General features: G+C 75.3%; 25 protein-coding genes. 7 read left to right on the plus strand and 18 right to left on the minus strand.

Features of this window, described 5'->3' with window-relative positions; genetic code table 11:
* From KLI87_RS33785 to KLI87_RS33800, 4 genes are all read right to left on the minus strand, one after another.
* On the minus strand, nt 1-236 hold a 236-nt coding region (locus tag KLI87_RS33785), incomplete at its 3' end, for an FGGY family carbohydrate kinase (RefSeq protein WP_250904554.1).
* Between the two features lie 73 nt (nt 237-309).
* Nucleotides 310-1,158 carry an MIP/aquaporin family protein gene (locus tag KLI87_RS33790; RefSeq protein ID WP_156220712.1) on the minus strand — a complete coding sequence of 283 codons (849 nt, stop codon included), beginning with the start codon at nt 1,156-1,158 and terminating at the stop codon, nt 310-312.
* An 84-nt stretch (nt 1,159-1,242) separates the two neighbouring features.
* Nucleotides 1,243-2,949 (minus strand): thiamine pyrophosphate-binding protein, encoded by a 1,707-nt coding sequence (locus KLI87_RS41715; protein WP_214620289.1) that lies wholly within the window; start codon nt 2,947-2,949, stop codon nt 1,243-1,245.
* Nucleotides 2,946-3,719 (minus strand): cyclase family protein, encoded by a 774-nt coding sequence (locus tag KLI87_RS33800; protein WP_214620290.1) that lies wholly within the window; start codon nt 3,717-3,719, stop codon nt 2,946-2,948. The genes KLI87_RS41715 and KLI87_RS33800 overlap by 4 nt, the downstream gene beginning before the upstream one ends.
* Before the next feature lie 157 nt (nt 3,720-3,876).
* Here KLI87_RS33800 and KLI87_RS33805 point away from each other — a divergent pair, with 157 nt between their 5' ends.
* Nucleotides 3,877-4,722: a siderophore-interacting protein gene (locus KLI87_RS33805; RefSeq protein ID WP_156220714.1), complete on the plus strand. Its 846-nt coding sequence runs from the start codon at nt 3,877-3,879 to the stop codon at nt 4,720-4,722.
* 28 nt (nt 4,723-4,750) lie between these two features.
* Here KLI87_RS33805 and KLI87_RS33810 read toward each other — a convergent pair whose 3' ends face one another.
* Nucleotides 4,751-6,136 carry an AarF/ABC1/UbiB kinase family protein gene (locus KLI87_RS33810; RefSeq protein ID WP_214620291.1) on the minus strand — a complete coding sequence of 462 codons (1,386 nt, stop codon included), beginning with the start codon at nt 6,134-6,136 and terminating at the stop codon, nt 4,751-4,753.
* Between the two features lie 92 nt (nt 6,137-6,228).
* Nucleotides 6,229-6,981: a QsdR family transcriptional regulator gene (locus KLI87_RS33815; RefSeq protein WP_214620292.1), complete on the minus strand. Its 753-nt coding sequence runs from the start codon at nt 6,979-6,981 to the stop codon at nt 6,229-6,231.
* 127 nt (nt 6,982-7,108) lie between these two features.
* Between KLI87_RS33815 and KLI87_RS33820 the strand changes: the two genes are divergently transcribed.
* A complete protein-coding gene (locus tag KLI87_RS33820) occupies nt 7,109-7,942 on the plus strand; it encodes a cyanophycinase (RefSeq protein ID WP_214620293.1) in 834 nt (277 codons plus the stop codon).
* A 3-nt stretch (nt 7,943-7,945) separates the two neighbouring features.
* Nucleotides 7,946-10,600, plus strand: a complete 2,655-nt coding sequence (gene cphA / locus KLI87_RS33825; RefSeq protein ID WP_214620294.1) for a cyanophycin synthetase — start codon at nt 7,946-7,948, stop codon at nt 10,598-10,600.
* 8 nt (nt 10,601-10,608) lie between these two features.
* On the opposite strand, the gene KLI87_RS33830 is transcribed toward cphA, so the two are convergent.
* The 11 genes from KLI87_RS33830 to KLI87_RS33880 form a co-directional block, all read right to left on the minus strand.
* Complete coding sequence (locus KLI87_RS33830) at nt 10,609-11,436, minus strand: phosphatase PAP2 family protein (protein ID WP_156220715.1); 828 nt, start codon at nt 11,434-11,436, stop codon at nt 10,609-10,611.
* Nucleotides 11,437-11,715: 279 nt separating this feature from the next.
* Nucleotides 11,716-12,873: a 4-hydroxybenzoate 3-monooxygenase gene (locus KLI87_RS33835; RefSeq protein ID WP_156220716.1), complete on the minus strand. Its 1,158-nt coding sequence runs from the start codon at nt 12,871-12,873 to the stop codon at nt 11,716-11,718.
* Nucleotides 12,874-12,927: 54 nt separating this feature from the next.
* Nucleotides 12,928-13,764 carry an IclR family transcriptional regulator gene (locus KLI87_RS33840; RefSeq protein WP_308166411.1) on the minus strand — a complete coding sequence of 279 codons (837 nt, stop codon included), beginning with the start codon at nt 13,762-13,764 and terminating at the stop codon, nt 12,928-12,930.
* Complete coding sequence (pcaC, locus tag KLI87_RS41720; RefSeq protein ID WP_156220717.1) at nt 13,761-14,156, minus strand: 4-carboxymuconolactone decarboxylase; 396 nt, start codon at nt 14,154-14,156, stop codon at nt 13,761-13,763. Before pcaC ends, KLI87_RS33840 begins: the two co-directional genes overlap by 4 nt.
* Nucleotides 14,153-14,968, minus strand: coding sequence for an alpha/beta fold hydrolase (locus tag KLI87_RS41725; protein ID WP_308166412.1), 816 nt, complete (start codon nt 14,966-14,968; stop codon nt 14,153-14,155). The genes pcaC and KLI87_RS41725 overlap by 4 nt, the downstream gene beginning before the upstream one ends.
* Nucleotides 14,965-16,158: a 3-carboxy-cis,cis-muconate cycloisomerase gene (pcaB, locus tag KLI87_RS33855; RefSeq protein ID WP_214620295.1), complete on the minus strand. Its 1,194-nt coding sequence runs from the start codon at nt 16,156-16,158 to the stop codon at nt 14,965-14,967. Before pcaB ends, KLI87_RS41725 begins: the two co-directional genes overlap by 4 nt.
* Nucleotides 16,148-16,753, minus strand: coding sequence for a protocatechuate 3,4-dioxygenase subunit alpha (pcaG, locus tag KLI87_RS33860; RefSeq protein WP_214620296.1), 606 nt, complete (start codon nt 16,751-16,753; stop codon nt 16,148-16,150). The genes pcaB and pcaG overlap by 11 nt, the downstream gene beginning before the upstream one ends.
* The gene (gene pcaH, locus KLI87_RS33865) at nt 16,753-17,421 is read right to left on the minus strand and encodes a protocatechuate 3,4-dioxygenase subunit beta (RefSeq protein ID WP_156220720.1); all 669 of its coding nucleotides are present in this window, start codon (nt 17,419-17,421) and stop codon (nt 16,753-16,755) included. Before pcaH ends, pcaG begins: the two co-directional genes overlap by 1 nt.
* Complete coding sequence (locus KLI87_RS33870) at nt 17,418-18,083, minus strand: CoA transferase subunit B (RefSeq protein WP_156220721.1); 666 nt, start codon at nt 18,081-18,083, stop codon at nt 17,418-17,420. Before KLI87_RS33870 ends, pcaH begins: the two co-directional genes overlap by 4 nt.
* Nucleotides 18,083-18,835: a CoA transferase subunit A gene (locus tag KLI87_RS33875; RefSeq protein WP_214620297.1), complete on the minus strand. Its 753-nt coding sequence runs from the start codon at nt 18,833-18,835 to the stop codon at nt 18,083-18,085. The genes KLI87_RS33870 and KLI87_RS33875 overlap by 1 nt, the downstream gene beginning before the upstream one ends.
* A gap of 245 nt (nt 18,836-19,080) precedes the next feature.
* Complete coding sequence (locus KLI87_RS33880) at nt 19,081-20,058, minus strand: sigma-70 family RNA polymerase sigma factor (protein WP_156220723.1); 978 nt, start codon at nt 20,056-20,058, stop codon at nt 19,081-19,083.
* Nucleotides 20,059-20,246: 188 nt separating this feature from the next.
* On the opposite strand from KLI87_RS33880, the gene KLI87_RS33885 reads away from it, so the two are divergent.
* Both KLI87_RS33885 and KLI87_RS33890 read left to right on the plus strand, forming a co-directional pair.
* Nucleotides 20,247-21,620, plus strand: coding sequence for a B12-binding domain-containing radical SAM protein (locus KLI87_RS33885; RefSeq protein ID WP_214620298.1), 1,374 nt, complete (start codon nt 20,247-20,249; stop codon nt 21,618-21,620).
* Nucleotides 21,621-21,805: 185 nt separating this feature from the next.
* The gene (locus KLI87_RS33890; protein WP_173390965.1) at nt 21,806-22,375 is read left to right on the plus strand and encodes a universal stress protein; all 570 of its coding nucleotides are present in this window, start codon (nt 21,806-21,808) and stop codon (nt 22,373-22,375) included.
* Between the two features lie 43 nt (nt 22,376-22,418).
* Here the strand turns inward: KLI87_RS33890 and KLI87_RS33895 are convergent, their stop codons facing one another.
* Nucleotides 22,419-23,291 carry a LysR family transcriptional regulator gene (locus tag KLI87_RS33895; RefSeq protein ID WP_214620299.1) on the minus strand — a complete coding sequence of 291 codons (873 nt, stop codon included), beginning with the start codon at nt 23,289-23,291 and terminating at the stop codon, nt 22,419-22,421.
* A 95-nt stretch (nt 23,292-23,386) separates the two neighbouring features.
* Between KLI87_RS33895 and KLI87_RS33900 the strand changes: the two genes are divergently transcribed.
* On the plus strand, nt 23,387-24,376 hold the full coding sequence (locus tag KLI87_RS33900) for a nitrilase family protein (RefSeq protein ID WP_214620300.1): 990 nt from the start codon (nt 23,387-23,389) through the stop codon (nt 24,374-24,376).
* The gene (locus KLI87_RS41730) at nt 24,373-25,371 is read left to right on the plus strand and encodes a Gfo/Idh/MocA family protein (RefSeq protein WP_214620301.1); all 999 of its coding nucleotides are present in this window, start codon (nt 24,373-24,375) and stop codon (nt 25,369-25,371) included. Before KLI87_RS33900 ends, KLI87_RS41730 begins: the two co-directional genes overlap by 4 nt.
* Nucleotides 25,372-25,419: the final 48 nt, after the last annotated feature.

Consider the following 25,419-nt stretch of genomic DNA (forward strand, 5'->3'; position numbering starts at 1 on the left):
GTGATCCCCAGCGCCGCCAGATCGGTGTGGGACAGGTGCGCCTTGTTCAGCGTGGTCTGGATCACCGCCCGGGTCCGCTCCCAGATCTCGGTCGGGTTGTGCTCCACCCACCCCGCCCGCGGCAGGACCTGCTCATGCTCCAACTGATGCCGCGCGACCTCGCCGCCGCCATGGTCGAACACCATGAACCGGGTACTGGTCGTGCCCTGGTCCAACGCACCGACGAACTCAGCCATGCGGGCCCTGCCTCTCTCGCACCGTTTCTCACTTGGTCATGCCGACGGGGGCGGGGCTCCCGCCGGGTGACGTTCAGGTGACGTCGTATTCGGGCCTCGGCTCGCCGCCGCCCGGCTGCGGCGGCTCGTCCTCGGGGATGTTGCGTCCGATCAGCAGGATGTAGAGCGCCGCTCCGACGATGCTCCCGATCAGCGGCCCGGCGATCGGCACCCAGAAGTAGAGGTCGCCGTTCTGGTCGCGCCAGGCGTCGGCGTATCCGGTGAGGTACTGGGCCAGGCGCGGGCCGAGGTCGCGGGCGGGGTTGATCGCGTACCCGGCGTCGGAGCCGAACGCCATCCCGATCGCCACCACGACCAGCCCGATGACGAGCGGGGCCATGTTCGCCAGCGGCGGGGAGTTGCGCAGGTCGGTGAGCGCGAGCACGAGGAACAGCAGGATCGCGGTGCCGATCACCTGGTCGCGGAACGCGCCCCAGGTGCCCACCGGAAGCGACCCGTTGCCGGGCATGGTGGAGAACACGAACTGCGTCTTGGCGGTGTGGCCGGGGTCGAACTTCGCGAGGATCTCGCTGTAGTCCCACCGGACGATCAGTGCCGCGACGAACGCCCCGAGGAACTGCGCGATCCAGAACGGCCCGACCTTGCGCCAGGGGAACCCCTTGAACACCGCGAGCGCGAACGTCACGGCCGGGTTGATGTGCCCGCCGCTGATCCGGGCGGAGACGTAGACGCCGAGCGTCACCGCGATCCCCCACGCCCAGGCGATGGCGTCGTGGCCGCCGAGGCTCTGCGGTTCGCCGAGCCCGCTCCCGGCGACGGCCTGGGCGACGACGCCCACGCCGAACAGGATGAGGATCAGCGTCCCGGCGAACTCGGCCGCCAACTCCCGGGCGAGTTCCGGCATCGCGGGCCCACGCGTCATCTGTCCCCCTCCGGATGTGACGTAGGGCAGTGATCATGCCCAGCCAGGGGATGCCTACACGGTCGGTGACCGAGCGATTACACTTCAGTGGCCGCGGAAGGCCTCCTCCAGCCACCAGGCCGCGCGCCCCCGGGTGACCTTGGCGTCGACCAGCATCGGGCGGTCGCGCGGCCCCGCGAGCCAGTCGGCCACCGCGCCGAGGTCCTCGCGCCGCCGGACGGTCGCGGCGGCGCAGCCGTAGCCCCGTCCGATCGCGGCGAGGTCGGCGGGCGGGAAGGTGACGGTGTCCAGCGGGTGGCCGTCCGGCCCGAAGTGGTGCACCTCGGCGCCGTAGGCCTCGTCGTCGTAGACGACCACGAGCAGCCCGAGGCCCAGCCGGACGGCCGTCTCCAGCTCGGCGGCCGCCATCAGCGCGCCGCCGTCGCCGAGCGCGGCGACCGTCAGCCGGTCGGGGCGGGCCACGGCCGCGCCGATCGCGGTGGCGAGGCCCAGCCCGACCGACTGGAACGCCTGGGTGAACACGAGCCCGTCGGCGTCGGGGACGTCCAGGAACATCGCCGGATATCCCATGAAGTTCCCGGAGTCGACGGCGACGGTCCGCTCGCGCGGCAGCAGCGCGTCGAGCGCGATCGTCAGCGTGCGGGGGTCGAGGCGGGGCCCGCCCTCGGCCGGGTCCCCGCCGGAGTCGTCCTCGTAGGGGACGTCCCGCCAGCGGCCCTCGCGGGCGAGCCGCGCGGCGACCGCGCCGGTCCGGTAGCCGGTGGCGGAGTGCCCGCGCGCCTCAAGCTCCGCCGTGACGGCGAGCGCGGTCTCGGCGGCGTCGCCGATCAGGCCGAGGTCGACGGGCCGGTGCGCGCCGAGGGCCTGGGCGTCCACGTCGACCTGGACGACCCGCGTGTCACGGCCCACGAGGGCGCCGTGGCGGGTGGTCCACGCGTTCAGCGAGCAGCCCCACCCGACGACGAGGTCGGCGCGGGCGATCAGGTCGGCGGCGGCGGGTGTGGCGAAGCCGCCGCTGACGTCCAGCCCGAACGGGTCGCCGGCGAACAGCCCGCGCGCGACCGCGGAGGTCGCGGGCAGCGCCCCGCAGCGCGCGGCCAGATCGGCGAGGGCCGGGCCGGCGCCCGCCAGCCACGCGCCGCGCCCGGCGACGAACACCGGCCGCTCCGCGCCCTGGAGCGCGTCGGCGAACCGGGCGATCGCGCCCGCCGTCGGGACGGGCAGCGGCGGCACCGCGGGCGGCCGGGCCCGCTGCCCGGCCTGGTGCGCGGCGATCGGGCGCTCCAGGCCCGCGGGCCCGGGGAACGCGGCGCCCTGGACGTCCAGCGGCAGCCCGAGCAGCACCGTGCGGCGCTCGGCGACCGCGACGCGGCAGGCGCGGGCCACGTCGGCGAGCGCGGTCTCGGGCGAGTGGATCCGCTCGGGGACGGCGCCGACGGCGGCGGCGAGCGCGGCCTGGTCGACGCGGAAGTTGGAGCGGACCTCGGCCGCCGCGACCTCCCCCGCCAGCACCAGCAGCGGGGTGCGGCTCTTGGCGGCCTCGGTGATCCCGGTGAGCGCGTTGGTGAGGCCGGGGCCCTGGTGCACCGACAGCACGCCGAGGCCGCCGGTGACGCGCGCGTAGGCGTCGGCCATCGTCGCGGCCCCGCCCTCGTGCCGGGCCGCCACGTACCGGGCGCCGCTCGCGACGAGCGCGTTGGTCACGTGGAAGTTGCCGCTGCCGACGACACCGAAGGCCGTGTGGGCGCCGAGCCGGACGAGGGCCGCGCCGACCGCCTCCGCGACGTTCACCGCTCGACCAGCGCGAGCACGCGGGCCGGGCTGCCCGAGCCGCCCACGATGGGCAGCGGCGCGGCGAGCAGCACCGCCCCGCGCGGCGGCAGCAGCGCGAGGTTCTGGAGCTGGGTGAGGCCGTACTTGCCCGCGCCGAGGAAGTAGGAGTGGCAGGGGAAGGGCGGGTCGAAGGAGTGCGCGGCGCCCGCGTCGGTGCCGACGGTCTCGGTGCCGAGCCCGAGCAGCGGGGTCTCCTCGGCGAGCCAGCGGGCGCACGCGGCGGAGATCCCCGGCGTGTGCGGGCCGATCTCGTCGGCGTTGAGGAACCGCTCCTGGTCGCCCGAGCGCGCGTCCCAGCCCGTCCGGTAGAGCAGCCAGCCGCCGGGCGGCAGCGGCCCGTGCGCCCGCTCCCACTCCCGGACGTGGTCGATCTCCAGCAGGAAGTCGGGGTCGGCGGCGGCCTCGGACGAGGCGTCCAGCACCACCGCCGGGGCGACCAGGCGGCCGGGCGGGACCTGCGAGACGTCCTCGCCGCCGCGTCCGGTGGCCCAGTGCACGGGCGCGTCGAAGTGGGTGCCGACGTGCTCGCCGGTCGTGATGTCGTTCCAGTACCAGCCGGGGCCGCGCTCGTCGTACCGGCTGATCTCCCGGAGCGAGAACGGGACGGTGTTGGCGAACGGCTCGGGGAGCCGCAGGATCGGGGTCCGCTCCGACAGGGGCGCGGTCAGGTCGACGACCTCGACCGTCCCTCCGGCGACGGCGTCGAGGAGCTGGGCGAGCACGGACATCGTTCCTCCGGCGGCACGGGCGGCTGAGGGTTCCGGCAGCGTCCACCGAACGTACCGCAGATGGCCCCCTCCGGAGGGTCACCCCGGAGGTCCTCGGTCACGAGGCCCCGCCCCTACAGGTTAGGCTTGCCTAAGACGATCGATCATCGGAGGGCGCATGGCGACGGAACCGGCGCGCAGGAGGCCGAGGCTGCACCGGGGGACGGTGCTGCGCACGGAGCGGATCACCCCGCACATGATCCGCGTGGTGCTCGGCGGCGAGGCCCTGGCCGGGTTCGGCGCGGGCGAGTTCACCGACCACTACGTGAAGCTGCTGTTCCCGCAGCCGGGTGTCACCTATCCCGACCCGCTGGACATGGAGAAGGTCCGGGAGGAGCTGCCCCGGGAGCAGTGGCCGGTCACGCGGACCTACACCGTCCGCTCCTGGGACCCGGACGCGGTGGAGTTGACGATCGACTTCGTCCACCACGGCGACAAGGGGCTCGCGGGGCCGTGGGCGGCGCGGGTCCAGGCGGGCGAGGAGATCTACTTCAACGGGCCGGGCGGCGCCTACGCGCCGAGCGCGGACGCGGGCTGGCACCTGCTCGTCGGCGACGAGAGCGCGCTCCCGGCGATCGCCGCGTCGCTGGAGCGCCTCCCCGTGGGCGCGCCCGCGCGGGTGTTCGTCGAGGTGGCCGGGCCCGAGGAGGAGCAGGACCTGCGGGCGCCCGCGGGCACCGAGATCGTGTGGCTGCACCGGGGCGGCGGGCAGGTCGGCGAGCTGCTGGTCGAGGCCGTGCAGAAGCTCGACTTCCCCGGGGACGACGTGCACGCGTTCGTCCACGGCGAGGCGAACTTCGTCAAGGCGCTGCGGCGCCACCTGCGCGTCGACCGGGGCCTGCCGCTGGAGCGGCTGTCGATCTCCGGGTACTGGCGGCGGGGCCGCGACGAGGACGGCTGGCAGTCCTCCAAGCGCGAGTGGAACCGCCAGGTCGAGGAGGAAGAGGCCAGCGCGCTGAGCTGAGCGCCGAGCACCGGCGGGCCCGGGGGCCTCAGGCGGTCGCCTGCTCGGCGCCGTCCGCGTCCGGGCCCCGCTCGTCGTCGTGCCCGTCGTCGTACTCGTCCTCGGCGAAGCCGGGCAGCCACCGCTCGGCCTCGGCGCGGAAGGGGCCCTCGGCCTCCAGCTGGCACAGCACGCCGCCGCAGCCCGACAGCGCGCGGCTGACCGCGAGGTACTGCGGCGGCAGCCGGAACTGCCGGGCGAGGGCGCCGGGCCGCATGTCCGAGGCCAGGCCGAGGCCCCGCGCGGTCTGCTCGCGCAGCCATTCGCGCGAGTAGCGGAACCGGGGGGCGGCGAACGGCGCGGCGTGCGGGGCGACGAACGCGGCGACCTGCTCGGCGTCGACGTCGCCGTCGGGGGCGAGGAAGCCCTGCTCGCGCAGCGCGGCGACGATCTGGTCCGGGTCGCCGAGCGTCCCGATGCGCAGCAGCCGCCCGATCGACCACTGGAGCTCGGCGGGGACGCGCGCGGCGCCGCCGAAGTCCAGGACGCCGAGGCGGCCGTCCTCCAGCAGCCGGAAGTTGCCCGGGTGCGGGTCGATGTGGATCATCTCGCAGCGGGCGGGACCCGACAGCAGGAAGCGGAACAGCAGCAGCCCCGCGCGGTCGCGCCGCTCCTGGTCGTCACCGGCGATCACCTGGGAGAACGGGGTCCCCTCCAGCCACTCGGTGACCAGCACGTCGCCCGCCTGCGCGACCACGGCGGGGACGGCGAAGTCGGGGTCGCCCGCGTAGGCGTCGTGGAAGGCGGTCTGCGCGCGGGCCTCGTCGGCGTAGTCCAGCTCCTTCTCCAGCCGCCGCTTGAGGTCGGCGACGACGGGCTTGACGTCGACGCCGGGGAACAGCGGGGTGAACAGGCGGCTCAGCCGGGAGATCTGGTTGAAGTCGCTCATCAGCGCCTGGGCGGCGCCGGGGTACTGCACCTTGACCGCGACGGCGCGCCCGTCGTGCCACACGGCCCGGTGGACCTGCCCGATCGACGCGGCGGCGGCGGGCCGGTCGTCGAACTCGGCGAACCGGTCGCGCCAGCCGTCGCCGAACCCCTCGGCCAGCACCCGGTGCGTGGTCGCGGCCGACATCGGCGGCGCGGCCTCCTGGAGCCGGGTCAGGCTCGCGCGGAAGGGCCCGGCGATCTCCTCGGGCAGCCCCGCCTCGAAGATCGACAGCAGCTGCCCGACCTTCATCGCGCCGCCCTTGAGCTCGCCGAGCACCGCGAAGAGCTGCTCGGCGGTCCGGCGCTGCACCTCCAGCGCGACGGCCTCGGCGGGCCGGCCGATCGTGCGCTTGCCGAACCCGAGGGCGGTGCGCCCGGCGAAGCCGAGCGGCAGCGTCGCGAGCTTGGCGGTCCGCGTCACCGCGCGGCGGGGGATGTCGGTCACGGCCTGCCCTCCCTCGATCGACGAAGCCTCCGGTGGTCCAGCCTCTCACGGCGACCGAACACGACAAAGCGGTCATCCGCCCTGCGGGGGATTCAGCGTCCGGGACGGCGCGGAGATTCCCCGGCGCCTCCCGCGCCCGCCTCCGCGGCCCCGTCGGGCGCGGGCCGCAGCAGCAGCGCCACGACCTCCAGCGCGGTGTCGATCTCGGGCCGGTTCCCGCCCAGGTAGTGGGCGTACATGAACGAGTCGGCGACGCGGACGATGGCCTGCGCGAGCGTCCGGGTCGGCAGCGGCGCCGCCAGCGCGCCCCGGTCGATCTCGGCCTGCAGTTCGCGGGCGAGCAGCCCCGCGGCGCGGTCCTCGACGGCGCCGGGCATCGTCGCCAGCCGGACGAACAGCCGGGGCTCGCGCTCGGTGAAGGCCCGCAGCGGCGGCGCGTCCACCACCGCGCGCATGAACCGGTCGAGCACGGTGAGGATCCGGTCGGGGCCGCTGCCGTCCACGCCGCGCGCGGCGGCGTGGTAGGTCCGCTCGGTCATCTCGGCGAGCACCGCGGCGACCAGCCGCTCCCGGCTGCCCACCCAGCGGTAGAGGGTGGCGCGGCCGACGCCGAGGTCGGCGGCCAGCGCGGACATGTCGATCGGCTCGCCGCGCAGGTAGCGGGCGGACGCGGCGGCCAGCGCCCCCTCGGGCCCGTGCGCGCGCACGGCGGCGCGCACGGCGGCGCGGCCGGGTGCGGGGCCGGCGGCACGGCCGGGTGCGGGGCCCGGCGCGGGCGAGGGGTCGCGCGCCGGCGGCCGGGACAGGCCGTCCGTGGTGGGCGGGCGGGGCGGGCTGCCGCTCATCCGCTCAGCATGGCACGCCGCGGATGGGCGCGGGGAGGTGCCGGAGCGACCGGCCCCGGATCGGGCGCACCGGCGACTCCTCGCGATCAAAAGACTACCGACCGTGATCAAAGGGTAGCTACGGGAGGTGACAGCGAATCAGGGGGGCGCCGGACGCAAGGGCCGGCTGCTCATCATCGGCGGCGCCGAGGACCGGACCTGCGGCGCCGGCCCGCTGGAGACCTTCGTCGGCCTCGCGGGCGGCGAGGACGCCCGCATCGTGGTGGTGACGACGGCCACCGAGGTCCCGGACGAGGTCGTCGAGGAGTACACCGGCGTGTTCGGGCGGCTCGGCGTGGCCTCCGTCCGCGAGCTGCGGCTGCTCGGCCGCGCCGCCGCCGACGACGCGGCCACGCTGCGCGCGCTGGAGGCGGCCGACGGGGTGCTGTTCAGCGGCGGCGACCAGTCCCGGATCAGGACGCTCGTCGGCTCCCGCACCAACGAGCTGCTCAAGCGGCGCCTCGACCAGGAGGGCCTGGTGATCGCCGGGACGAGCGCGGGGGCGACCGCGATGGGCCACTGGATGATCCTCGGCGGCCACGGGCACGAGGTCGCCGCGTCCAGCGTGCGGGTCGGCCCCGGCCTCGCGCTGCTGGACAACGTCCTGATCGACATGCACTTCAACGAGCGGGGCCGGCTGCCGCGGCTGATGAGCGGGATCGCGCTGGACACGCGGCTGCTCGGCGTCGGCATCGACGAGGACACCGCGATCGTGGTGGGCGACGGCCAGTTCGGCGTCGTCGGCACCGGCGTCGTGACCGTCGTGGACGCCGGGCAGGCCACCGTCGCCTACGCCGCCTCGGACGACGAGCCGATGGCGATGTTCGATGTGTCGCTGCACCTGCTGCCCGCCGGATGCTCGTTCCAGATGAACGACAAGCTCCCGGCGATCGGCACCATGCGCGGCCCGGAGGAGGGATAGCCCGTGCGGCTCGACCATGTGCGCCGCCTGAGCGGCCCCAACGTCTACCTGTCCCGTCCCGTCGCGGTCGCGCGGCTGGACCTGCGGGGCCTGACCGGCCACGAGACCACCGACCATCCGGGGTTCGCCGACCGGCTGGTGGCGGCGCTGCCGGGGCTGACCTCGCACCACTGCTCGGCGGGCCGCCCCGGCGGGCTGCTGGAGGCGATGGCCCGGGGCACCTATTTCGGCCACGTCACCGAGCACGTCACGCTGGAGCTGTCCGGGCTCATCGGCCGGGAGGTGTTCTTCGGCCGGACGGTGCGCGCGGGCGGGCCGGGCGACTACGAGGTGGTGCTGGAGTGCCCGCGCGACGAGCCGCCCGGCTCGGCGGTGGTGGAGGACCTGGTCGGCATCGCGATCCGGCTGGTGAACGGCGCGATCGCGGGGGCGGTGCCCGACCCGTCCGCCGACCTCGCGCGGGTGGCGGCCGACCACGAGGCGGGGCGGCTCGGCGTGAGCACGGCGGCGCTGGCGCGGGCGGCGCGGCGGCGCGGGATACCGGTCCGCCGCGTCGGCGGGCTGAACCTGCTGCGGCTCGGGTACGGGCGGCACCGCCGGACGGTGTGGGCGGCGATGACCGACGCGACGTCCGCGATCGGGATGGAGGTCGCGGCCGACAAGCGGCTCACGCACCGGCTGCTCGCCGACGCGGGCCTGCCCGTCCCGGAGGGGCGGGTCGCGGGGTCGGCGGCGGAGGCGCTGGAGGCGCTGCGCGAGATCGGCGGGCCGGTGGTGGTCAAGCCGCTGGCGGGGCACCAGGGCGAGGGCGTGCACATCGAGCTGACCAGCCCGCCCGAGGTGGTGGCGGCGTTCACGGCGGCGGCCGGCGCCGGGGACGGGGGCGCGGGCGGCGAGGTGCTCGTCGAGACCTACGTCCCCGGCCGCGACTACCGGGTCCTGGTCGTCGGCGGGCGGGTGGCGGCCGCGGCCGAGTTGACGGCCGCGCGGGTGACCGGCGACGGCGCCGCGACGGTCGCCGCTCTGGTGGAGCGGGTGAACGCCGACCCGGCGCGCGGCGCGGGGCACGACCGCCCGCTGACCCGGCTCGCGCTCGGCCCGGCGGAGCTGGCGCTGCTGGCGCGGCAGGGGCACGGCCCGCTGACCGTCCCCGCGGACGGCGAGACGGTGTGGCTGCGCCGCAACGCCAACCTGTCCACGGGCGGCACCAGCCGCGACGTGACCGGCGACGTCCACCCGGACGTGGCGGGCGTGTGCGTGCGCGCCGCCGCGACCGTCGGGATGGACGTGTGCGGCATCGACCTGCGGCTCCCCGACATCGGCTCCGCGCCGCCCGAGGAGCGCGGCGCCGCCGGGATCCTGGAGGTCAACGCCGCGCCGGGGCTGCGCATGCACCTGGCCCCGCACGAGGGCGACCGGCGGGACGTCGCCGCCGACATCATCGGCCTGCTGTACCCGGAGGGGACGCCCTCGCGGGTGCCGGTCGTGTCGGTCACCGGCACCAACGGCAAGACCACCACGGTCCGGATGATCGCCCACATGCTGGAGCTGCGCGGGCTGCGCACCGGGATGACCAGCACCGAGGGCGTGTACGTCGGCGGACGGCTCGTCCACCGGTCCGACGCGTCCGGGCCGAGGTCGGCGGAGATGGTGCTCGGCGACCGGTCGGTGGAGGCGGCGGTGCTGGAGACGGCGCGCGGCGGGATCGTCCGGCGCGGCCTCGGCTACGACCGCGCGGACGTCGCGGTCGTCACCAACATCACCCGCGACCACCTCGGCATGGACGGCACCGAGTCGCTGGACGACCTGGTGGAGATCAAGGCGCTGGTCGCCGAGGAGATCCGCTGCGGCGGCCACCTCGTGCTCAACGCCGAGGACGCGGCGGCGGCGGGCCTCGCGGAGCGCCGGGCGGTCCGCGAGCGGGAGCCGGTGCTGCGCTACTTCGCGCTGTCGCCCGGCGCGCCGGGGATCGCCGCGCACCTGCGCGGCGGCGGCACCGCCTACTTCGTCGAGCGCGGCCGGCTGACCGAGGCGCGCGGCGACCGCCGCGTCGGGGTCCTGCCGGTGGAGGAGGTGGCGGGGGCGTTCGGCGGGCACGCCCGGCACGTCGTCGCGAACGCGCTGGCCGCCGTCGCCGCCGGGCGGGCCCTCGGCGTCCCGGTGGAGGTGGCGGCGGAGGCGCTGCGCTCGTTCGAGCCGCACGGCCGCAACCCGGGCCGGGGCTGCGTCTACCGGGTCGGCGACAACCCCGTCCTGGTCGACTACGCGCACAACCCGGCGGCGGTCGCCGCGATGGGCGCGTTCGTGGAGCGGCGCTGGGGGCGGAACGGCGTCGCCGCCGTCACGCTCCCTGGCGACCGGTGCGACGCGCTGGTCACCGAGACCGCCCGCGCCGTGTCCGGGACGTTCGGCCGCGTCGTCGTCTACGAGGACGAGGACCTGCGGGGCCGCCGGTCCGGGGAGATGACCCGGCTGATCGTCGAGGGGCTGCGGGAGGGCCGCCCGGACGTGCGCCCCCACCCGGCGGGCGACCTCAAGGGGGCGCTGACCTCGGCGCTCGACATCGCGGGGCCGGGCGAGCCGGTGCTGCTGCTCTACGAGAAGCTGCAGCCGGTCACCGAGCTGCTCGACACGCTCGGCGCCGTCCCCGTGCTCTAGCCCGTCCTCTAGCCCGTCCTCGCCTCCTGGTCCGTTCCCGCACCCCGGTCCGCCCCGGCCTGGACGCCGCCGGGCCGGCAGAGTGCGCGCGGCGGGCGCAGGAAGACGGTGGCGACGGCCAGCAGCGCGAGCGCGACGGCGCCGTCGAGCCAGTAGTGGTTGGCGGTGGCGACGACGACCGCGAACGTCATGACGGGGTGCAGGATCCACAGCCACCGCCACCGCGTCCTGGACGCGGCGATGAGCCCGAGCGCGATGACGGCGGCCCAGCCGATGTGCAGCGACGGCATCGCCGCGTACTGGTTGGCCATCGTGTCGGTCTGCGGCGCCCCGTACACGGCGGGCCCGTACCGCGCGCCGGTGTCGATCAGGCCCGTCGCCGTCAGCATCCGCGGCGGGGCGAGCGGGACGACCAGGTGCAGCACGAGCCCCGCGCCGGTGAGCGCGACCACGATCCGCCGGACCCACCGGTAGTGGGCGGGCCGCCGCAGGTAGATCCAGAGCAGGAACGCCGCCATCGCCGGGAAGTGCACGAACGCGTAGTAGCAGTTGGCGGCGTGCACGAGGAACTCGCTGTGCAGCAGGCCGTGCTGGACGTCGGTCTCGCTCGGCAGGTCCAGCGCGCGTTCCATGTCCCATACGCGGTGGGCGTTGCCGAACGCCTCCGACACCCGCCCGCTGGACAGCAGCCGCCCGAGCTTGTAGACGCCGAACAGGGCGGCGATCAGCACCAGCTCGCGGACGGGCCGGGGCCGGCCGCCCGGCGACGGCCGCGCGGGCCCGCGCAGCCGGGGGAACGGCCGGGCGGGCCGGGACGGCCGGTCCAGGAGCCTCATCCGCCGTCCTTCCTCCCGTCGGGCACCGCCGGGCGGCGGGTCGCCCTGCGGATGCCGAAGCCTCTCACCTCCGGCGCCCGCGCGGGAACCGGCGCGCGCCGGTCACCCCGGGCGCGGCCGGCGGGAGGAGGGCAAGGAGACCACCGTAGAGCCGCCTTGCAGTTGCAGCAAAGTTTCACGAACTGCCAAAATACGTGACCTGTATCTCAGTGATCAGTTCGGTGAAGGAAGAATGGCCTCTTCCGGCCGGGGCTCCGGCCGGGGTCCCGGCCGGCGCCGTCAGTCGAACGGCAGTCCGACGTAGTTCTCGGCCAGCGTGGTCGCGGCGGCCTCGGAGGAGGCCACGTAGTCCAGGTGCGAGCGCTGGAGCCGCAGCGCGAAGGGGTCGGCGGCGGGGTCCACGTGCAGCAGCGTGGTCATCCAGTACGAGAAGTGCTCGGCCCGCCAGGCGCGCCGCAGGCAGGTCGCGGAGTAGCCGTCCAGCAGCGTCTCCGAGCCCGAGGCGTACCGCTCGGTCAGCGCCCGCGCGAGGACGGTCACGTCCGCCACCGCCAGGTTCAGGCCCTTGGCGCCCGTCGGCGGGACGATGTGCGCCGCGTCCCCGGCCAGGAACAGCCGGTCGTGCCGCATCGGCTCGGCGACGAAGCTGCGCATCGGGGTGATCGACCGGTCGGTGACCGGGCCCTGCCGCAGCTCCCAGCCGTCCCCCGTCGCGAGCCGGGCGGCCAGCTCGTCCCAGATGCGGGTGTCGGGCCAGGCGCCGAGGTCCTCGTCCGGGGGGACCTGGAGGTACAGCCGGCTGACCTTCGGGGAGCGCAGGCTGTGCAGCGCGAACCCGCGCTCGTGGTTGGCGTAGATCAGCTCGTGGGTGGACGGCGGGACGTCGGCGAGGATCCCCAGCCAGGCGAACGGGTACTCGCGGGAGAACGTCCGCAGGCCCGGCACGGTGGGGCGGCTGACGCCGTGGAACCCGTCGCAGCCCGCGACGTAGTCGCACTCCAGCGTGTGCGTCCGGCCGTCCTGCCGGTAGGTCACGCTGGGCGCCGACGCGTCGATCTCCAGCACCTCCGCCTCGAACCGGACGTCGCCGCCGTCGGCGAGCCGCAGCGCGACGAGGTCCTTGACGATCTCGGTCTGGGCGTAGACGGTGACGGTCCGGCCGGTCAGGTCGGTGAGCGGGATCCGGTGGCCCGCCCCGCCGAAGCGCAGTTCGAGCCCGTGGTGGACGAGGCCCTCCCGGTCGAGCCGCTCCCCCGCGCCGCTCTCGCGCAGCACGTCGGTCGTGCCCTGCTCCAGCATCCCGGCGCGCTGCCGCCGCTCGACGTAGGCGCGGTCGCGGCCCTCCAGCACCACCGAGGCGATCCCCCGCCGGTGCAGCAGATGGGACAGCAGCAGTCCGGCGGGGCCGCCGCCCACGATCGCGACCTGGGTACGCATCGAGCCTCCTCGTCTTCGCCTCACCCGGAGATGCTCGCGGGTGTCGCCGCAGGTTCAGGCCCTGGCGTTCCGGTCAACGGAAAACATGTCCGGACGCCCGCGCCAGTGCGCGGCGACGTCGCGCGACAGCGCCCGGGCCGCCGTCGTCAAGGGCGGCAGCAGCCGGCGCGGGTCGGCGCTGCGGGTCCGCGCGACCAGCGACAGCGCGGCGACGACCTCGCCGTCGAAGTCGCGGACGGGCGCGCCGACGGAGGAGGCGCCGAGCGTCATCTCGTCCCGGGTGATCGCGTAGCCGGTGCGGCGGACCTGCTCCAGGCTCTCGCGCAGCTCGTCGGGGTCGGTGATGGACCGGGCCGCGTGCCGGGTCAGCCCGCCCGCGATCAGCTGCTCCAGCACCTCCGGCGGCGCGTGCGCGAGCAGCACCTTGCCGAGGCCGGTGGTGTGCAGCGGCAGCGTCTGCCCGACCTGGGTGAGGACGGGCACCGACCGGGTGCCGCGCAGCCGCTCGACGACCAGCACCCGCAGGTCGCGCCGCACGGCGAGCTGGACGTTGTCGTGCGTGGCCTCGTACAGGTCCTCCATGTGGGGCAGCGCCAGCTCCCGCAGGCCGGTGACGGCGGGCGCCTGGCTGCCGATGCGCCAGAGCCGGGTGCCGATGCGGTACGTCCCGTCGGGCACCCGCTCCAGGAAGCCGCCCGCGGCCAGCTCCCCGACGAGGCGGTGGCCGGTGGCGAGCGGCAGCCCGGCGCGGCGGCAGATCTCGCTGAGGTTCAGGCGCACGTCGCCGAGGGCGAAGGCGTTCAGGATCGCCATCACCTTGCCCGTCACGCTGCTCGGGCGCCCCCGCTCCACCGCCGTTCCCTTTCCGGTCGCCGCGCGCGCGGCGCTCACTCCTCCTCGGCCAGTACCCGCTGAGCGACGGCGAAAGCCGAGTTCGCGGCCGGGACCCCGCAGTAGATCGCCGTCTGGAGGAGCACCTCCTTGATCTCCTCGCGGGTCAGGCCGTTGCGGCGCGCGGCGCGGACGTGCATGGCCAGCTCGTCCAGGTGGCCGCCCGCGACCATCGCGGTCAGCGTGATGCAGCTCCGCGTCCTGCGGTCCAGGCCGGGGCGGGACCAGATCTCGCCCCACGCGTACCGGGTGATCATGTCCTGGAAGTCGGCGGTGAAGGCGTCGGTGCGGGCGACCGCCCGGTCGACGTGCGCGTCGCCGAGCACCTCCCGCCGGGTGGCCATGCCCTGCGCGTGCCGCTCGGCGTCGCCGCCCGCTCGTTCGTCGCTCATCGGACGGATCCCTTCGCCGTGCGGTCGAGGTGCGCGGTGATCGCGGCGGTGACGGGGCCGGGCCGCTCGGCGTTGGCCAGGTGCGCGGCGCCCTCCACGACCGTCAGCGCGGCCCCCGGGATCCCGGCGGCGAGCACGTCGGCGTGGCCGGCCGGCGGGGTCGCGACGTCCAGCTCCCCGGCGATCACGAGGGTGGGCGCGGTGATCTCGCCGAGCCGCCCGGTGGCGTCGAAGCGGCCGAGGGCCTCGCAGCAGGCGGCGTAGCCCCCGGGGTCGGTCGCGCGGAGCATCGCCACATACGGCGCGGCGCCGGCGAAGCCGGGCGTGAACCAGCGGCCGGGGGACGTGGCGGCGAGCGGCTCCACGCCCTCGCGGCGGACCAGCGCGGCCCGCTCGCGCCACGGCTCCGGCCCGCCGAAGGTGGGGGAGGTGCAGCACAGCACGAGCGAGGCGACGCGGGACGGGTGGCGCAGCGCGAGCGCCGTGCCGACGCCGCCGCCCAGCGACACCCCGGCGTAGGCGGTCTCGGCGACGCCGAGCCCGTCCAGGAGCGCGGCGACGCCGTCGGCGAGGTCCTCGACGGTGAACGGGCCGTCGGTGGGCGGCGCCTCGCCGTGGCCGGGCAGGTCGTAGCGCAGGACTCGGCGCGTCCGGGCCAGCTCGGGGAGCTGCGGCAGCCACAGGTCGGCCGAGGTGCCGAGGGACGGGCCGAGGACGACGAGCGGGGCGCCGTCCGGGCCGTCGAGCCGGTACCGGGGCACGCCCGACGGGCCGAACGCCCTGAAACGGCCGGGCTGGTCTGGCTGGGTCACGCGGGGTTCCTCCGGTAGGCGTCGAGGGCTCGGTCGACGAGGGCGGGCGCGGCGCCGGGGCCCGGGTCCTCGCCGAGGACGTCCAGCAGGGCGTCGAGGTTGGCGCGCATGCGGTCGGTGCGGACCTCCAGGCCGCCGGCCAGCTCGGCGGCGGTCTCGGCGGCGCCGCCGGTGAGGCGCAGGCACTCGCGCAGCGGCTGCCACTCGGCGTGCCACTCCCCCGCCGGCCGCTCCAGCGGCGCGGCCTGCGCGGCCAGCACGACCTGCGCGTAGGCGGGGACCTGAAGCGCGGCGGACCGCACCAGCGTCGCCAGCGCCGGGTTCCGCTTGTGCGGCATGGCCGACGAGCCGCCCCGGCCGGGCCCGGCGGCCTCGGCGACCTCGTCCACCTCGCTCTGGGCGAGCAGCCACACATCGGTGGCGATCTTGCCGAGCGCCCCGGCGACCAGCGCCAGCGCGGCGGCGAGGTCGGCGACCGGGCCGCGGCGGGTGTGCCAGGGCAGGACGTGCCGCGCGAGGCCCGCCTCGTCGGCGAACGCGTCGGCGAGGTCGAGGGCGAGGTCGCCGTGGGCGTCCAGCGTCCCGGCGGCGCCGCCGAGCTGCGCGGGCAGCGGGACGGAGCGGAGCCGGTCGCGGGCCTCCAGGCAGCCGACCAGCCATCCGGCGGCCTTCGCGCCGAACGTCGTCGGCAGCGCCTGCCGCCCGAGCGTCCGGCCCGCCATCGGGGTGTCGCGGTGCCGCTCGGCGAGCCCGGCCAGCGCGTCCAGGGCCCGGCCGAGGTGGGCGAGCGTCCCGCGCCGGGCGCGGGACGCGACGATCATCGCGCCGGTGTCGACGATGTCCTGGCTGGTGGCGCCCTTGTGGACGTGCCGACCCGCGTCCCCGGCCAGCTTCCGCAGGTCCGCGACCAGCGGGACGACCGGGTTGCCCGCGCCCCGGGCCCGCCGCGCGACGCTCACCAGGTCGATCCGGCCGGACGCGGCGGCCGCCGCGATCGCCTCCGCCGCGTCCCCGGGGATGATGCCGAGGCGCGCCTGCGCGCGGGCGAGGGCCGCCTCGGCGTCGAGCATCGCGGCCAGGTAGGCGGCGTCGCCGGTGGCGGCCTCCGCCTCCGTCCCGGCGCGGACGGGCGACAGCAGCCCCGCGTCCGGCGCCGGCGCCGGACCCTCGGCAGAGCCCTCAGAACGCAAGGAAGACCGTCTCCCGCTCGCCCTGGAGGCGCACGTCGAACCGGTACTCGCGGTCCCCGGCGGGCTCGGCGACGAGCGTCGCGCGGCGGTCCTCGGGGAGCTCGGCGAGCAGCGGGTCGGCGGCGTGGGACGCCGCGTCCTCGGGGAAGTACAGCCGGGTCGCGACGGGCTTGAGCAGGCCCCGGGCGAACACGAGCACGGCGATGTAGGGCGCCCCGGCCCCGGGCGCGCCGGGCTTGACGGTGCGGAACCAGAAGCCCCCGGCGGGGTCGGTGCCGCAGCGGCCGAAGCCGGAGAACCCGTGCCCGGCCCGCTCGATCGCGCCGGGCCGGGCCGGGACCTCGCCGGTCTCGTCGGCCTGCCAGATCTCCACCAGCGCGTCGGGCACCGGGTCGCCGGCGCCGTCGAGCACCCGGCCCCGGACGGTGATCGCGTCCGCCCGCCAGCCGGGGACGACCTCGGGGCCCGAGGCGTAGGGCAGCGCGTAGCCGAAGAACGGCCCGACGGTCTGCGAGGGCGTGAGGCCCGGCGTCGTGCGCGCCGCCGCGGGCGCCTGGGGCGCCTCCGCCGGCGCCGCCTGTGCTGGGGTGGTCATCAGGTCGTCTCCATCGGGGTGTCGCCGAGCACGATGTCCCACTGGTAGCCGAGCGCCCACTCGGGTTCGGTGGTGTCCATGTCGAACCGGGAGACGAGCCGCTCGCGGGCCTTCACGTCCGGGATCGACTGGAAGATCGGGTCGTAGGCGAACAGCGGGTCGCCCGGGAAGTACATCTGGGTGACCAGCCGCTGCGTGAACGCGGTGCCGAACACCGAGAAGTGGATGTGGGCGGGCCGCCAGGCGTTCGGGTGGTTGCGCCACGGGTACGCGCCGGGCTTGATCGTGACGAACCGGTAGCGGCCGTCGGCGCCGGTGAGGCAGCGGCCCGCGCCGGTGAAGTTCGGGTCGAGCGGCGCGGGGTGCTGGTCGCCGAGGTGGGCGTAGCGGCCCGCCGCGTTCGCCTGCCAGACCTCCACCAGCGCGTCCGGGACGGGGCGCCCGGCGCCGTCCAGCACCCGGCCGGTGACGATGATCCGCTCGCCGAGCGGCTCGCCGGCGTGCCGGCGGGTGAGGTCCTCGTCCAGCCGTCCGAGCTCGTGGTGGCCGAACACCGGCGAGGTCAGCTCGACGCTGTCGGGGCCGAGCTTCGGCATGACGAGGTCGCGGGCGGGAGCGCGCAGGACCGTGCTCCGGTAGTCCGGCGACAGGTACGGGGGGTGCGTCATGCCGTGCCTCCTTCCGCGGCGGTCTCGGGTACGCGCACGTCCAGCGCGGGCCCGGTGGCCGCCTGGACCTCCTCCGGCGACACGCCGGGCGCGGTCTCGACGAGGACGAGGCCGCCGCCGGTCACGTCCAGGACGCCGAGGTCGGTGATGATCCGGTCGACGCAGCGGGCGCCGGTCAGCGGCAGCGTGCACTCCTCCACGATCTTGGGGGAGCCGTCGCGGGCGGTGTGCCCCATCACGACGATCACCTTGCGGGCGCCGTGCACGAGGTCCATCGCCCCGCCCATCCCCTTGATCATCTTACCGGGGACGGACCAGTTGGCCAGGTCGCCGCGGGCGGAGACCTGCATCGCGCCGAGCACGGCGATGTCGATGTGGCCGCCGCGGATCATGCCGAACGACAGCGAGGAGTCGAAGCAGGCGGCGCCGGGCAGCGCCGTCACCGTCTCCTTGCCCGCGTTGATCAGGTCGGGGTCGACCTCGTCCTCGGCCGGGTAGGGCCCGACGCCGAGGATCCCGTTCTCGGCGTGCAGCACCACGTGCCTGCCGTCCGGGACGTACCCGGGGATCAGCGTCGGGAGCCCGATGCCGAGGTTGACGTAGGCGCCGTCGGGCAGCTCGGCCGCGGCGCGGGCGGCGATCTCGTTCCTGGACCAGGGCATCAGCGCACCGTCCGCTTCTCGATGGGCTTGTCGGCGGCCTGCTCGGGGGTCAGCTCGACCACGCGCTGGACGAACACGCCCGGCAGGTGCACGGCGTCCGGGTCGATCTCGCCGGGCTCCACGAGCCGCTCGACCTCGGCCAGCGTCACCCGGCCCGCCATCGCGGCGAGCGGGTTGAAGTTGCGGGCGGCCTTGTCGAACACGAGGTTGCCGTGCCGGTCGCCGACCGCCGCGCGGACGAGCGCGAAGTCGGTGCGGATGCCCTCCTCCAGCACGTACTCCCGGCCGCCGAACTCGCGGACCTCCTTGGCGGGCGAGGCGACCGCGACGGTGCCGTCGGGGGCGTAGCGCCACGGCAGGCCGCCGTCGGCGACCTGGGTGCCGACCCCGGCGGGGGTGTAGAAGGCGGGGATGCCCGCGCCGCCCGCGCGCAGCCGCTCGGCGAGCGTGCCCTGCGGCATCAGCTCGACCTCCAGCTCCCCGGCGAGGTACTGGCGGGCGAACTCCTTGTTGTCGCCCACGTAGGAGCCCATCGCGCGGGCGATCGCGCCCGCGGCGAGGAGCTGCCCGAGGCCGCGCCCGTCCAGCCCGCAGTTGTTGGAGACGATCCGCAGGTCCCGCGCGCCCCGGTCGTGCAGGGCCGCGATCAGGACCGTGGGCACTCCGCAGAGCCCGAACCCGCCGACGGCCAGCGACGCGCCGTCCCCGACGTCCGCGACGGCGTCCGCCGCCGAGGCCACGACCTTGTCCATGTGCCTCCCATTCCCCCCGGCGGGCCGACCTGGCACGCCTGCGCGGCGCGCCACGCGGACGGCCGCCGAGTCCCACCCTGGCAGCCGCCGGGGCCGGTGGGGCTCCCGGGTTTCCGGTCACCGGAAAATCCGGGGTGCGGGCGGAGCGACGGAAGCTGGACGGAGCATGGACGGAGCATGGACGGATTGCGGCCAGGGACCGCGTGTAACGGACCGCGTCGGCGCACCGCGTCGGCGAACCGCGGTCAGATCGTCTCGGGGAGGCCGAACGTGGGGAACAGGGTCGTGTCGAAGAACGCGGAGACCTGGGCGAGGCCCTCGCCGGTGACCGACAGCACGTGCAGCTGGTAGGGGCGGTGCACGCCCTCCTCGTCGCGCTTGTAGACCCCGAACGCGGGCTGGCCGTTCGCGGCGGCCGGGCGGGTGCGCAGCTCGCCGGGCTCGGGGCCGCACTGGGCGATGATGAGCCGGACGATCGTGTCGACGCCGACGTACCACTCGGGGAAGGGCGGCATCTCCCACACCGCGTCCTTCTTGAAGATGGCGACCAGGCTCTCGATGTCGGCGTCCTCGAACGCCTTCGCGTAGCGCTCCAGCAGGTCGCGCTGGGCGGGGTCGGTGGGCTCGACGAGCTCGTCCCGCAGCGGGGCGACCTCCTCCAGCTGCGCGCGGGCCCGCTGGAGCGCGCTGTTGACGGCGGCGGTGGAGGTGCCGAGCAGCTCGGCGGCCTCGGCCGCCCGCCACTTCAGCACGTCCCGCAGGATCAGCACGACCCGCTGCTTGGCGGGCAGGTGCTGGAGCGCGGCGACGAACGCCAGCCGGGTGCTCTCCCGCGCGGCGACGATCGTGGCCGGGTCGGCGGGGTCGGCGCCGAGGACGGCGTCGGGCGCGGGCTCCAGCCACGGCACCTCGGGCGAGGCCACCACGGGCCGCTCGGGGTCGTCGGTGGGCCCGCCGAGGCCGGAGGGCATCGGCCGGTTCCCGCGCTGGTCGATCGCGGTGAGGCAGACGTTGGTGGCGATCCGGTACAGCCACGTCCGCAGCGAGGAGCGGCCCTCGAAGTCGCCGTAGGAGCGCCAGGCGCGCAGGTAGGTCTCCTGCACGAGGTCCTCGGCGTCGTGGATGGAGCCGAGCATCCGGTAGCAGTGCGCCAGCAGCTCCCGCCGGTAGGGATCGGCCTGGTTCTGGAAGTCGTGGTCTGTGTCCAGGGTGCTGTTCGCCATACTGGTGATCACCTTCACTCGGCGTCGCCCGGGCGGCACCGCTCGTCCGCCTCCGGAGGTCCTGCGGGAGACGGTAGGCGCCGGCACCGACAAAACGCGTGCGCGAGCCCCCATCCTATGCGCTGACCTGCACAGAATCTTCACACGGCGACCACGAATCACGCGCGGGCCGCGGTGATCGTGAGGGTATGCGCGTCACGATGATCCTGCCCGCCCTGACCGAGGCGACGTCCCCGTTCTTCCGGCCGGTGAAGTACTCGCTGTTCCCCCCGCTGGGCCTCGCGACCCTCGCCGGGTACCTCGACCCGGACGACGAGGTGCGGCTGGTCGACGAGCACGTCGACACGCTCGACCCGGCCGACGAGCCGGACCTGGTGGTGATCCAGGTCTACATCACCTCCGCCCGCCGCGCGTACGCGCTGGCCGACCGCTACCGGGCGCGGGGCGCGCACGTGTGCCTGGGCGGCCTGCACGTGACCTCGCTACCGGAGGAGGCCGCCCGGCACGCCGACACGATCTTCCTCGGGCCGGGCGAGGACACCTGGCCGCGCTTCCTCGCCGACCTGCGCGCCGGGCGCCCGGCGCCGCGCTACGACTCGACGGAGCGGACGCTGGCGGGGCTGCCGCCCGTCCGCCGCGACCTGATCGACCGGCGCCGCTACCTGGTGCCGAACTCGATCGTGGTGTCGCGCGGCTGCCCCCACGTCTGCGACTTCTGCTACAAGGAGGCGTTCTTCGAGGGCGGCAAGTCGTTCTACACGCAGACCGTGGACGCGGCGCTGGCCGAGATCGACCGGCTGCCCGGCCGCCACCTGTACTTCCTGGACGACCACCTGTTCGGCAACGCCCGGTTCGCGGGCGCCCTGTTCGAGGGGATGCGGGGCATGGGACGGCTCTGGCAGGCCGCCGGGACCGTCCAGGCGGTGCTGCGCCCAGGACTTCTGGAGAAGGCGGTCGAGTCGGGCCTGCGGAGCCTGTTCGTCGGGTTCGAGACCGTCAACGCCGCGAACCTCACCGAGCAGCGCAAGTGGCAGAACATCGACCGCGACTACGGCCAGGTGATCAGGCGGCTGCACGACCACGGCGTCATGGTCAACGGCAGCTTCGTGTTCGGCATGGACGAGGACGACCCCGACGTGTTCGGCCGCACCGTCGACTGGGCGGTCGGCCAGGGCGTCGAGACCGCCACCTTCCACATCCTGACCCCCTATCCCGGGACGCGGCTCTACGAGCGCATGGCGAAGGCGGACCGGCTGCTGCACAGCGACTGGGACCGCTACGACACCCGCACCGTCGTGTTCAAGCCCGCGAAGATGACCGCGCGGCAGCTGGAGGACGGCTACTGGCGCGCCTACAAGGACTTCTACCGGTGGGGGGCGATCATGCGCGGCGCCGCGTCCAAGCCGACGCTGCGGGGCAAGGCCCGGCACGCCGCGTACGCGGGCGGCTGGAAGAAGTTCGAGCCCGCGTGGGACGTGCTCATCCGGGCGAAGCGGGCGGGGCGGGCGCTGCCGCTGCTGGAGTCGATCCTGTCCGGATTCGGGACGCGGCCCGCCTCCTGAGCGCGACGCGCCGCCCGCCGCCGCAATGGCCCCAATATTTCGCCCAAACGGGAAATCCCGCCCTTCTCGCAGGCCACGGTCCCGTCATTTCGCGGGAACTCTTCATTCCTCCTCGCGAAACACTTCCGCCGGAGCGGGTATGCCTGCACCCTAGGAACCCCGCACCGTCGGCCTCGGGAGGGACCGTGATCGCCAGACCGGAGGGCGGCCCCCGCGTCGTCGTGGGGGTCGACGACTCCGCGGGCGCCCGCTGCGCGCTCTCCTGGGCGGTCGGCGAGGCCCGGCTCCGCAGGCTGCCGCTCCTGGTGGCCCACGCGGCGCCGCTGCCGCCGCACGTCTCGGCGGCGGGCCAGCTGGGCTCGGGCGTCACCGAGGCGCTGCGCGCCTCCGGCGCCGAGCTGATCGCCCGGCTGCTGGAGGAGGTGTGCGGCGGCCCGCCGGACGGCGTGGACCTCACGGCGCTGGCGCTCGTCGGGGAGCCCGGCGCGACGCTGGTCAGGCTCGCGGGCGACGACGACATCCTGGTCGTCGGGCACGGCGCGCGGGGCCCGTTCTCGCGGCTGCTGCGCCCCTCGGTCCGCCTGCACTGCGCCCGCCGCGCCCACGCCACCCTGGTCTGCGTGCGCCCGCCGGCGTTCGACACGCTGCTGGAGTGCCTGGCCGCCCAGGACACCGCCCCGCCGCGCGAGGCCGGGCGCGCCCCCGACCGGTTCCGCTTCCGGCGCCTCGGCCGCCGCCTCCGCCTGCCGCGCTGACCCAGGACGCGGCACCGGCCCGGCCGAGCGCGTCACCAGGGCTCTACGAACTCTGCGCCAGGGCCAGGAAATCGGTGGTCATGGCCGTGACGCGGCGAGGATTCCAGGCGGCACCGATCTGCCATTCCGCCGCCGGGTGCTCGATCGGCGTGATGGTCACCGCCGGGGGCGCGATGCGGCCGGCGCTGGCCGGCACGAACGCCGTGCCGACTCCGGCCGCCACGAGCGCCAGCACCGTCTGGAGGTCGTGCGCCTCCTGGATGACGTGCGGGCGGGCGTCAAGCGCGGCGCAGAGGCGGTCGATCTGGCCGGACAGTCCGGGGCCCTTGGAGCGGGCGAGCTGGATGAACCGGTGGCGGCCGGCCCAGCGCGGAACGTCCGCCGCGCTGCCGGGCGGCGGCTCATGCGGGTCGGACGCGGCGAGGGCGAGGCGGTCGGTGGCCAGCGGCACGTGACCCCAGGTGCGCGCGATGGGAAGGCGGACGAAACCGACGTCGAGCTCGCCCGCCGCGAGCCGGTCGAGCTGCACCTGGGAGGACATGTCGTCGAGGGTGACGTCGACGCCGGGATGGCGGCGCCTGAAGGCGGCCACGGCGCGCGGGGCGAGCTCGATGCTGGAGAGCCCGAAGCCGACGGACAGCCGCCCCGCCTCGCCGCGCGCCATCCGGTCGATCCGGTCGGCGAGCGCGTCGGCCCGCCGCACGAGGTCCCGCGCCTCGGGCAGCAGGACCGCGCCGAGGTCGGTGAGCCTGGCGCCGTGGCGTCCGCGCTCGAACAGCCGGCCCCCGACCCGCGACTCCAGGGACTGGATCTGCTTGGTGAGCGTCGGCTGCGTCATCGACAGCTCGTGCGCCGCGCGGCCGTAGTGCCCGTGCTTGGCGATCGCCAGGAAGCCGCGGAGCAGGACAACATCCATTCCACGACTCTATCGAACAGACGGAAGTATTCATTGGACGAATGGGAGCGCGGTGCGGTGTGCTGGCCATCGACACGAGGACGAGGAGGCGACGGGTGAGCCCAGAGTCAACCCTGCGCTGCGCGAGCGTGCAGTTCGAACCCCGGCCCGACGACAAGGCCCACAACCTGTCGAGGGTCGAGCACTTCATGCGGCGGGCGGCCGCCGAGGGGGTGCGGGTCGTCGTCTTCCCGGAGATGTGCCTGGTCGGCTACTGGCATCTGCGCCGGCAGCCGGCCGCGCGGTTGCGCGAGCTCGCCGAGCCCGTGACCGGGCCGTCCGTCACCTTCGTCCGCGAGCTGGCGGCCGAGCTCGGCATCGGCGCCGGGGTGGGCTTCCTGGAGGTCGACGACCAGGGACGCCTGTTCAACAGCTATGCCGTGTGCCTGCCGGACGGCGGCGTCCACCACCACCGCAAGCTGCACGCGTTCGAGCACCCGGCCATCGACAGCGGCGACGCCTACACGGTCTTCGACACCCCCTGGGGGGTGCGGCTGGGCGTGCTCATCTGCTGGGACAACAACCTGGTCGAGAACGTCAGGGCGGTCGCGCTGATGGGCGCGTCGGTGCTCCTGGCGCCGCACCAGACCGGCGGCACCGCCTCGCGCAGCCCGCACGGCATGCGGCCGATCCCCGCGCGGCTGTGGCACCGCCGCGACCGCGATCCGGAGGCGATCGAGGCCGAACTGCGGGGGCCGAACGGACGCGAGTGGCTCCTGCGCTGGCTGCCGGCCCGCGCCCACGACAACGGGTTGTTCATCCTGTTCAGCAACGGCGTGGGGGTGGACGACGACGAGATCCGCACGGGCAACGCGATGATCCTCGACCCGTACGGCAGGATCATCGAGGAGACCTGGGCCGCCGCCGACGCCATGGTCGTGGCCGACCTCGACCTCGGCCTGCTGCCGATGTCGACCGGCCGGCGCTGGATCCAGGGGCGGCGCCCGGAGCTGTACGGGATCCTCACGCGCCGGTTCGGGGACGAACGCGACCCCCGCACCGCCCGCTTCTCCACCGAGCCGGTCGCCGTGGAGCGCCGTCCGTGAGCGCCGCGCCGATCCGGTGGGGGATCGTGGGCACCGGGAACATCGCCCACCGGTTCACCGAGGACCTCCTGCGGCTGCCCGACCACGCGGTCGCGGCGGTCGGCTCCCGCTCCCCCGCCACCGCCGCGGCCTTCGCCCGGCGCCACGGCCTGCCGCGCCACCACGGCTCCTACGCCGACCTGGCCGCCGATGACGAGGTGGACGTGGTCTACATCGCCACGCCGCACAACGCGCACCACTCCGCCGCCCGGACCTGCCTGGAGGCCGGGCGGGCCGTCCTGGTGGAGAAGCCCTTCACCACGACCGCCGCCGAGGCCGACGACCTGATCGCACTGGCCCGCGCGCGAGGCCGGTTCGCGATGGAGGCGATGTGGACCCGGTTCAACCCCGTCATGGCCCGGCTGCGGCGGCTGGTGGGCGACGGCGCGATCGGCCGGGTCCAAGCGGTCTACGCCGACTTCAGCATCGACGTCCCCTACGATCCACGGCACCGGGTCTGGTCGGCGGAGCTGGCCGGCGGGGCCCTGCTGGACCTGGGCGTGTACCCCGTGTCGTTCGCCTGGATGCTGCTGGGCCCGCCCGACCAGGCGCGCGCCGTCTCCGTCCCCGCGCCGACCGGCGTGGACGCCAACACCGCGATCGTGTTCGGCTACTCCTCCGGGGCGGTGGCCATGCTGCACTGCGGCCTGCGGGCCGAGTCGCCCCAGACGGCGACGGTGATCGGCACCACCGGCCGCATCCACGTCGCGGCGCCGTTCTGGCGCCCCGACGGCCTGACCCTGATGCGCGACGGCGCGCCGCCGGAGACCTTCGGCGTCACGCTGGACGGCCACGGCTACACCTACCAGGCCGCGGAGGTCGCCGCCTGCCTGCGCGCCGGACGCCTGGAATCGGCCCTCGTGCCCCTCGACGAGACCCGCGACATCCTGGGCGTCCTCGACGAACTGCGCCGGTCGCCGGAACACGCCTGGGCGCCGAGATCGACGGACCGCTAGGGAAAATTGCTCCCGCACGATGAGAAGCTTGGCCCAATGTTCTACTTG

Origin of the sequence: Actinomadura sp. NEAU-AAG7 (assembly GCF_018603865.1) — a bacterium.
GTDB lineage: Bacteria > Actinomycetota > Actinomycetes > Streptosporangiales > Streptosporangiaceae > Spirillospora > Spirillospora litoris.

What these genes read in the sequence shown, in the direction of transcription:
- KLI87_RS33885 (WP_214620298.1), top strand. Translation starts at nt 20,247, where the DNA reads ATGCGCGTCACGATGATCCTGCCCGCCCTGACCGAGGCGACGTCCCCG.
- KLI87_RS33790 (WP_156220712.1), bottom strand. Translation starts at nt 1,158, where the DNA reads ATGACGCGTGGGCCCGCGATGCCGGAACTCGCCCGGGAGTTGGCGGCC.
- KLI87_RS33875 (WP_214620297.1), bottom strand. Translation starts at nt 18,835, where the DNA reads ATGGACAAGGTCGTGGCCTCGGCGGCGGACGCCGTCGCGGACGTCGGG.
- KLI87_RS33830 (WP_156220715.1), bottom strand. Translation starts at nt 11,436, where the DNA reads ATGAGGCTCCTGGACCGGCCGTCCCGGCCCGCCCGGCCGTTCCCCCGG.
- pcaC (WP_156220717.1), bottom strand. Translation starts at nt 14,156, where the DNA reads ATGAGCGACGAACGAGCGGGCGGCGACGCCGAGCGGCACGCGCAGGGC.
- KLI87_RS33880 (WP_156220723.1), bottom strand. Translation starts at nt 20,058, where the DNA reads ATGGCGAACAGCACCCTGGACACAGACCACGACTTCCAGAACCAGGCC.
- KLI87_RS33895 (WP_214620299.1), bottom strand. Translation starts at nt 23,291, where the DNA reads ATGGATGTTGTCCTGCTCCGCGGCTTCCTGGCGATCGCCAAGCACGGG.
- KLI87_RS33815 (WP_214620292.1), bottom strand. Translation starts at nt 6,981, where the DNA reads ATGAGCGGCAGCCCGCCCCGCCCGCCCACCACGGACGGCCTGTCCCGG.
- pcaH (WP_156220720.1), bottom strand. Translation starts at nt 17,421, where the DNA reads ATGACGCACCCCCCGTACCTGTCGCCGGACTACCGGAGCACGGTCCTG.
- KLI87_RS33800 (WP_214620290.1), bottom strand. Translation starts at nt 3,719, where the DNA reads ATGTCCGTGCTCGCCCAGCTCCTCGACGCCGTCGCCGGAGGGACGGTC.
- KLI87_RS33805 (WP_156220714.1), top strand. Translation starts at nt 3,877, where the DNA reads ATGGCGACGGAACCGGCGCGCAGGAGGCCGAGGCTGCACCGGGGGACG.
- KLI87_RS33870 (WP_156220721.1), bottom strand. Translation starts at nt 18,083, where the DNA reads ATGCCCTGGTCCAGGAACGAGATCGCCGCCCGCGCCGCGGCCGAGCTG.
- KLI87_RS33835 (WP_156220716.1), bottom strand. Translation starts at nt 12,873, where the DNA reads ATGCGTACCCAGGTCGCGATCGTGGGCGGCGGCCCCGCCGGACTGCTG.
- pcaG (WP_214620296.1), bottom strand. Translation starts at nt 16,753, where the DNA reads ATGACCACCCCAGCACAGGCGGCGCCGGCGGAGGCGCCCCAGGCGCCC.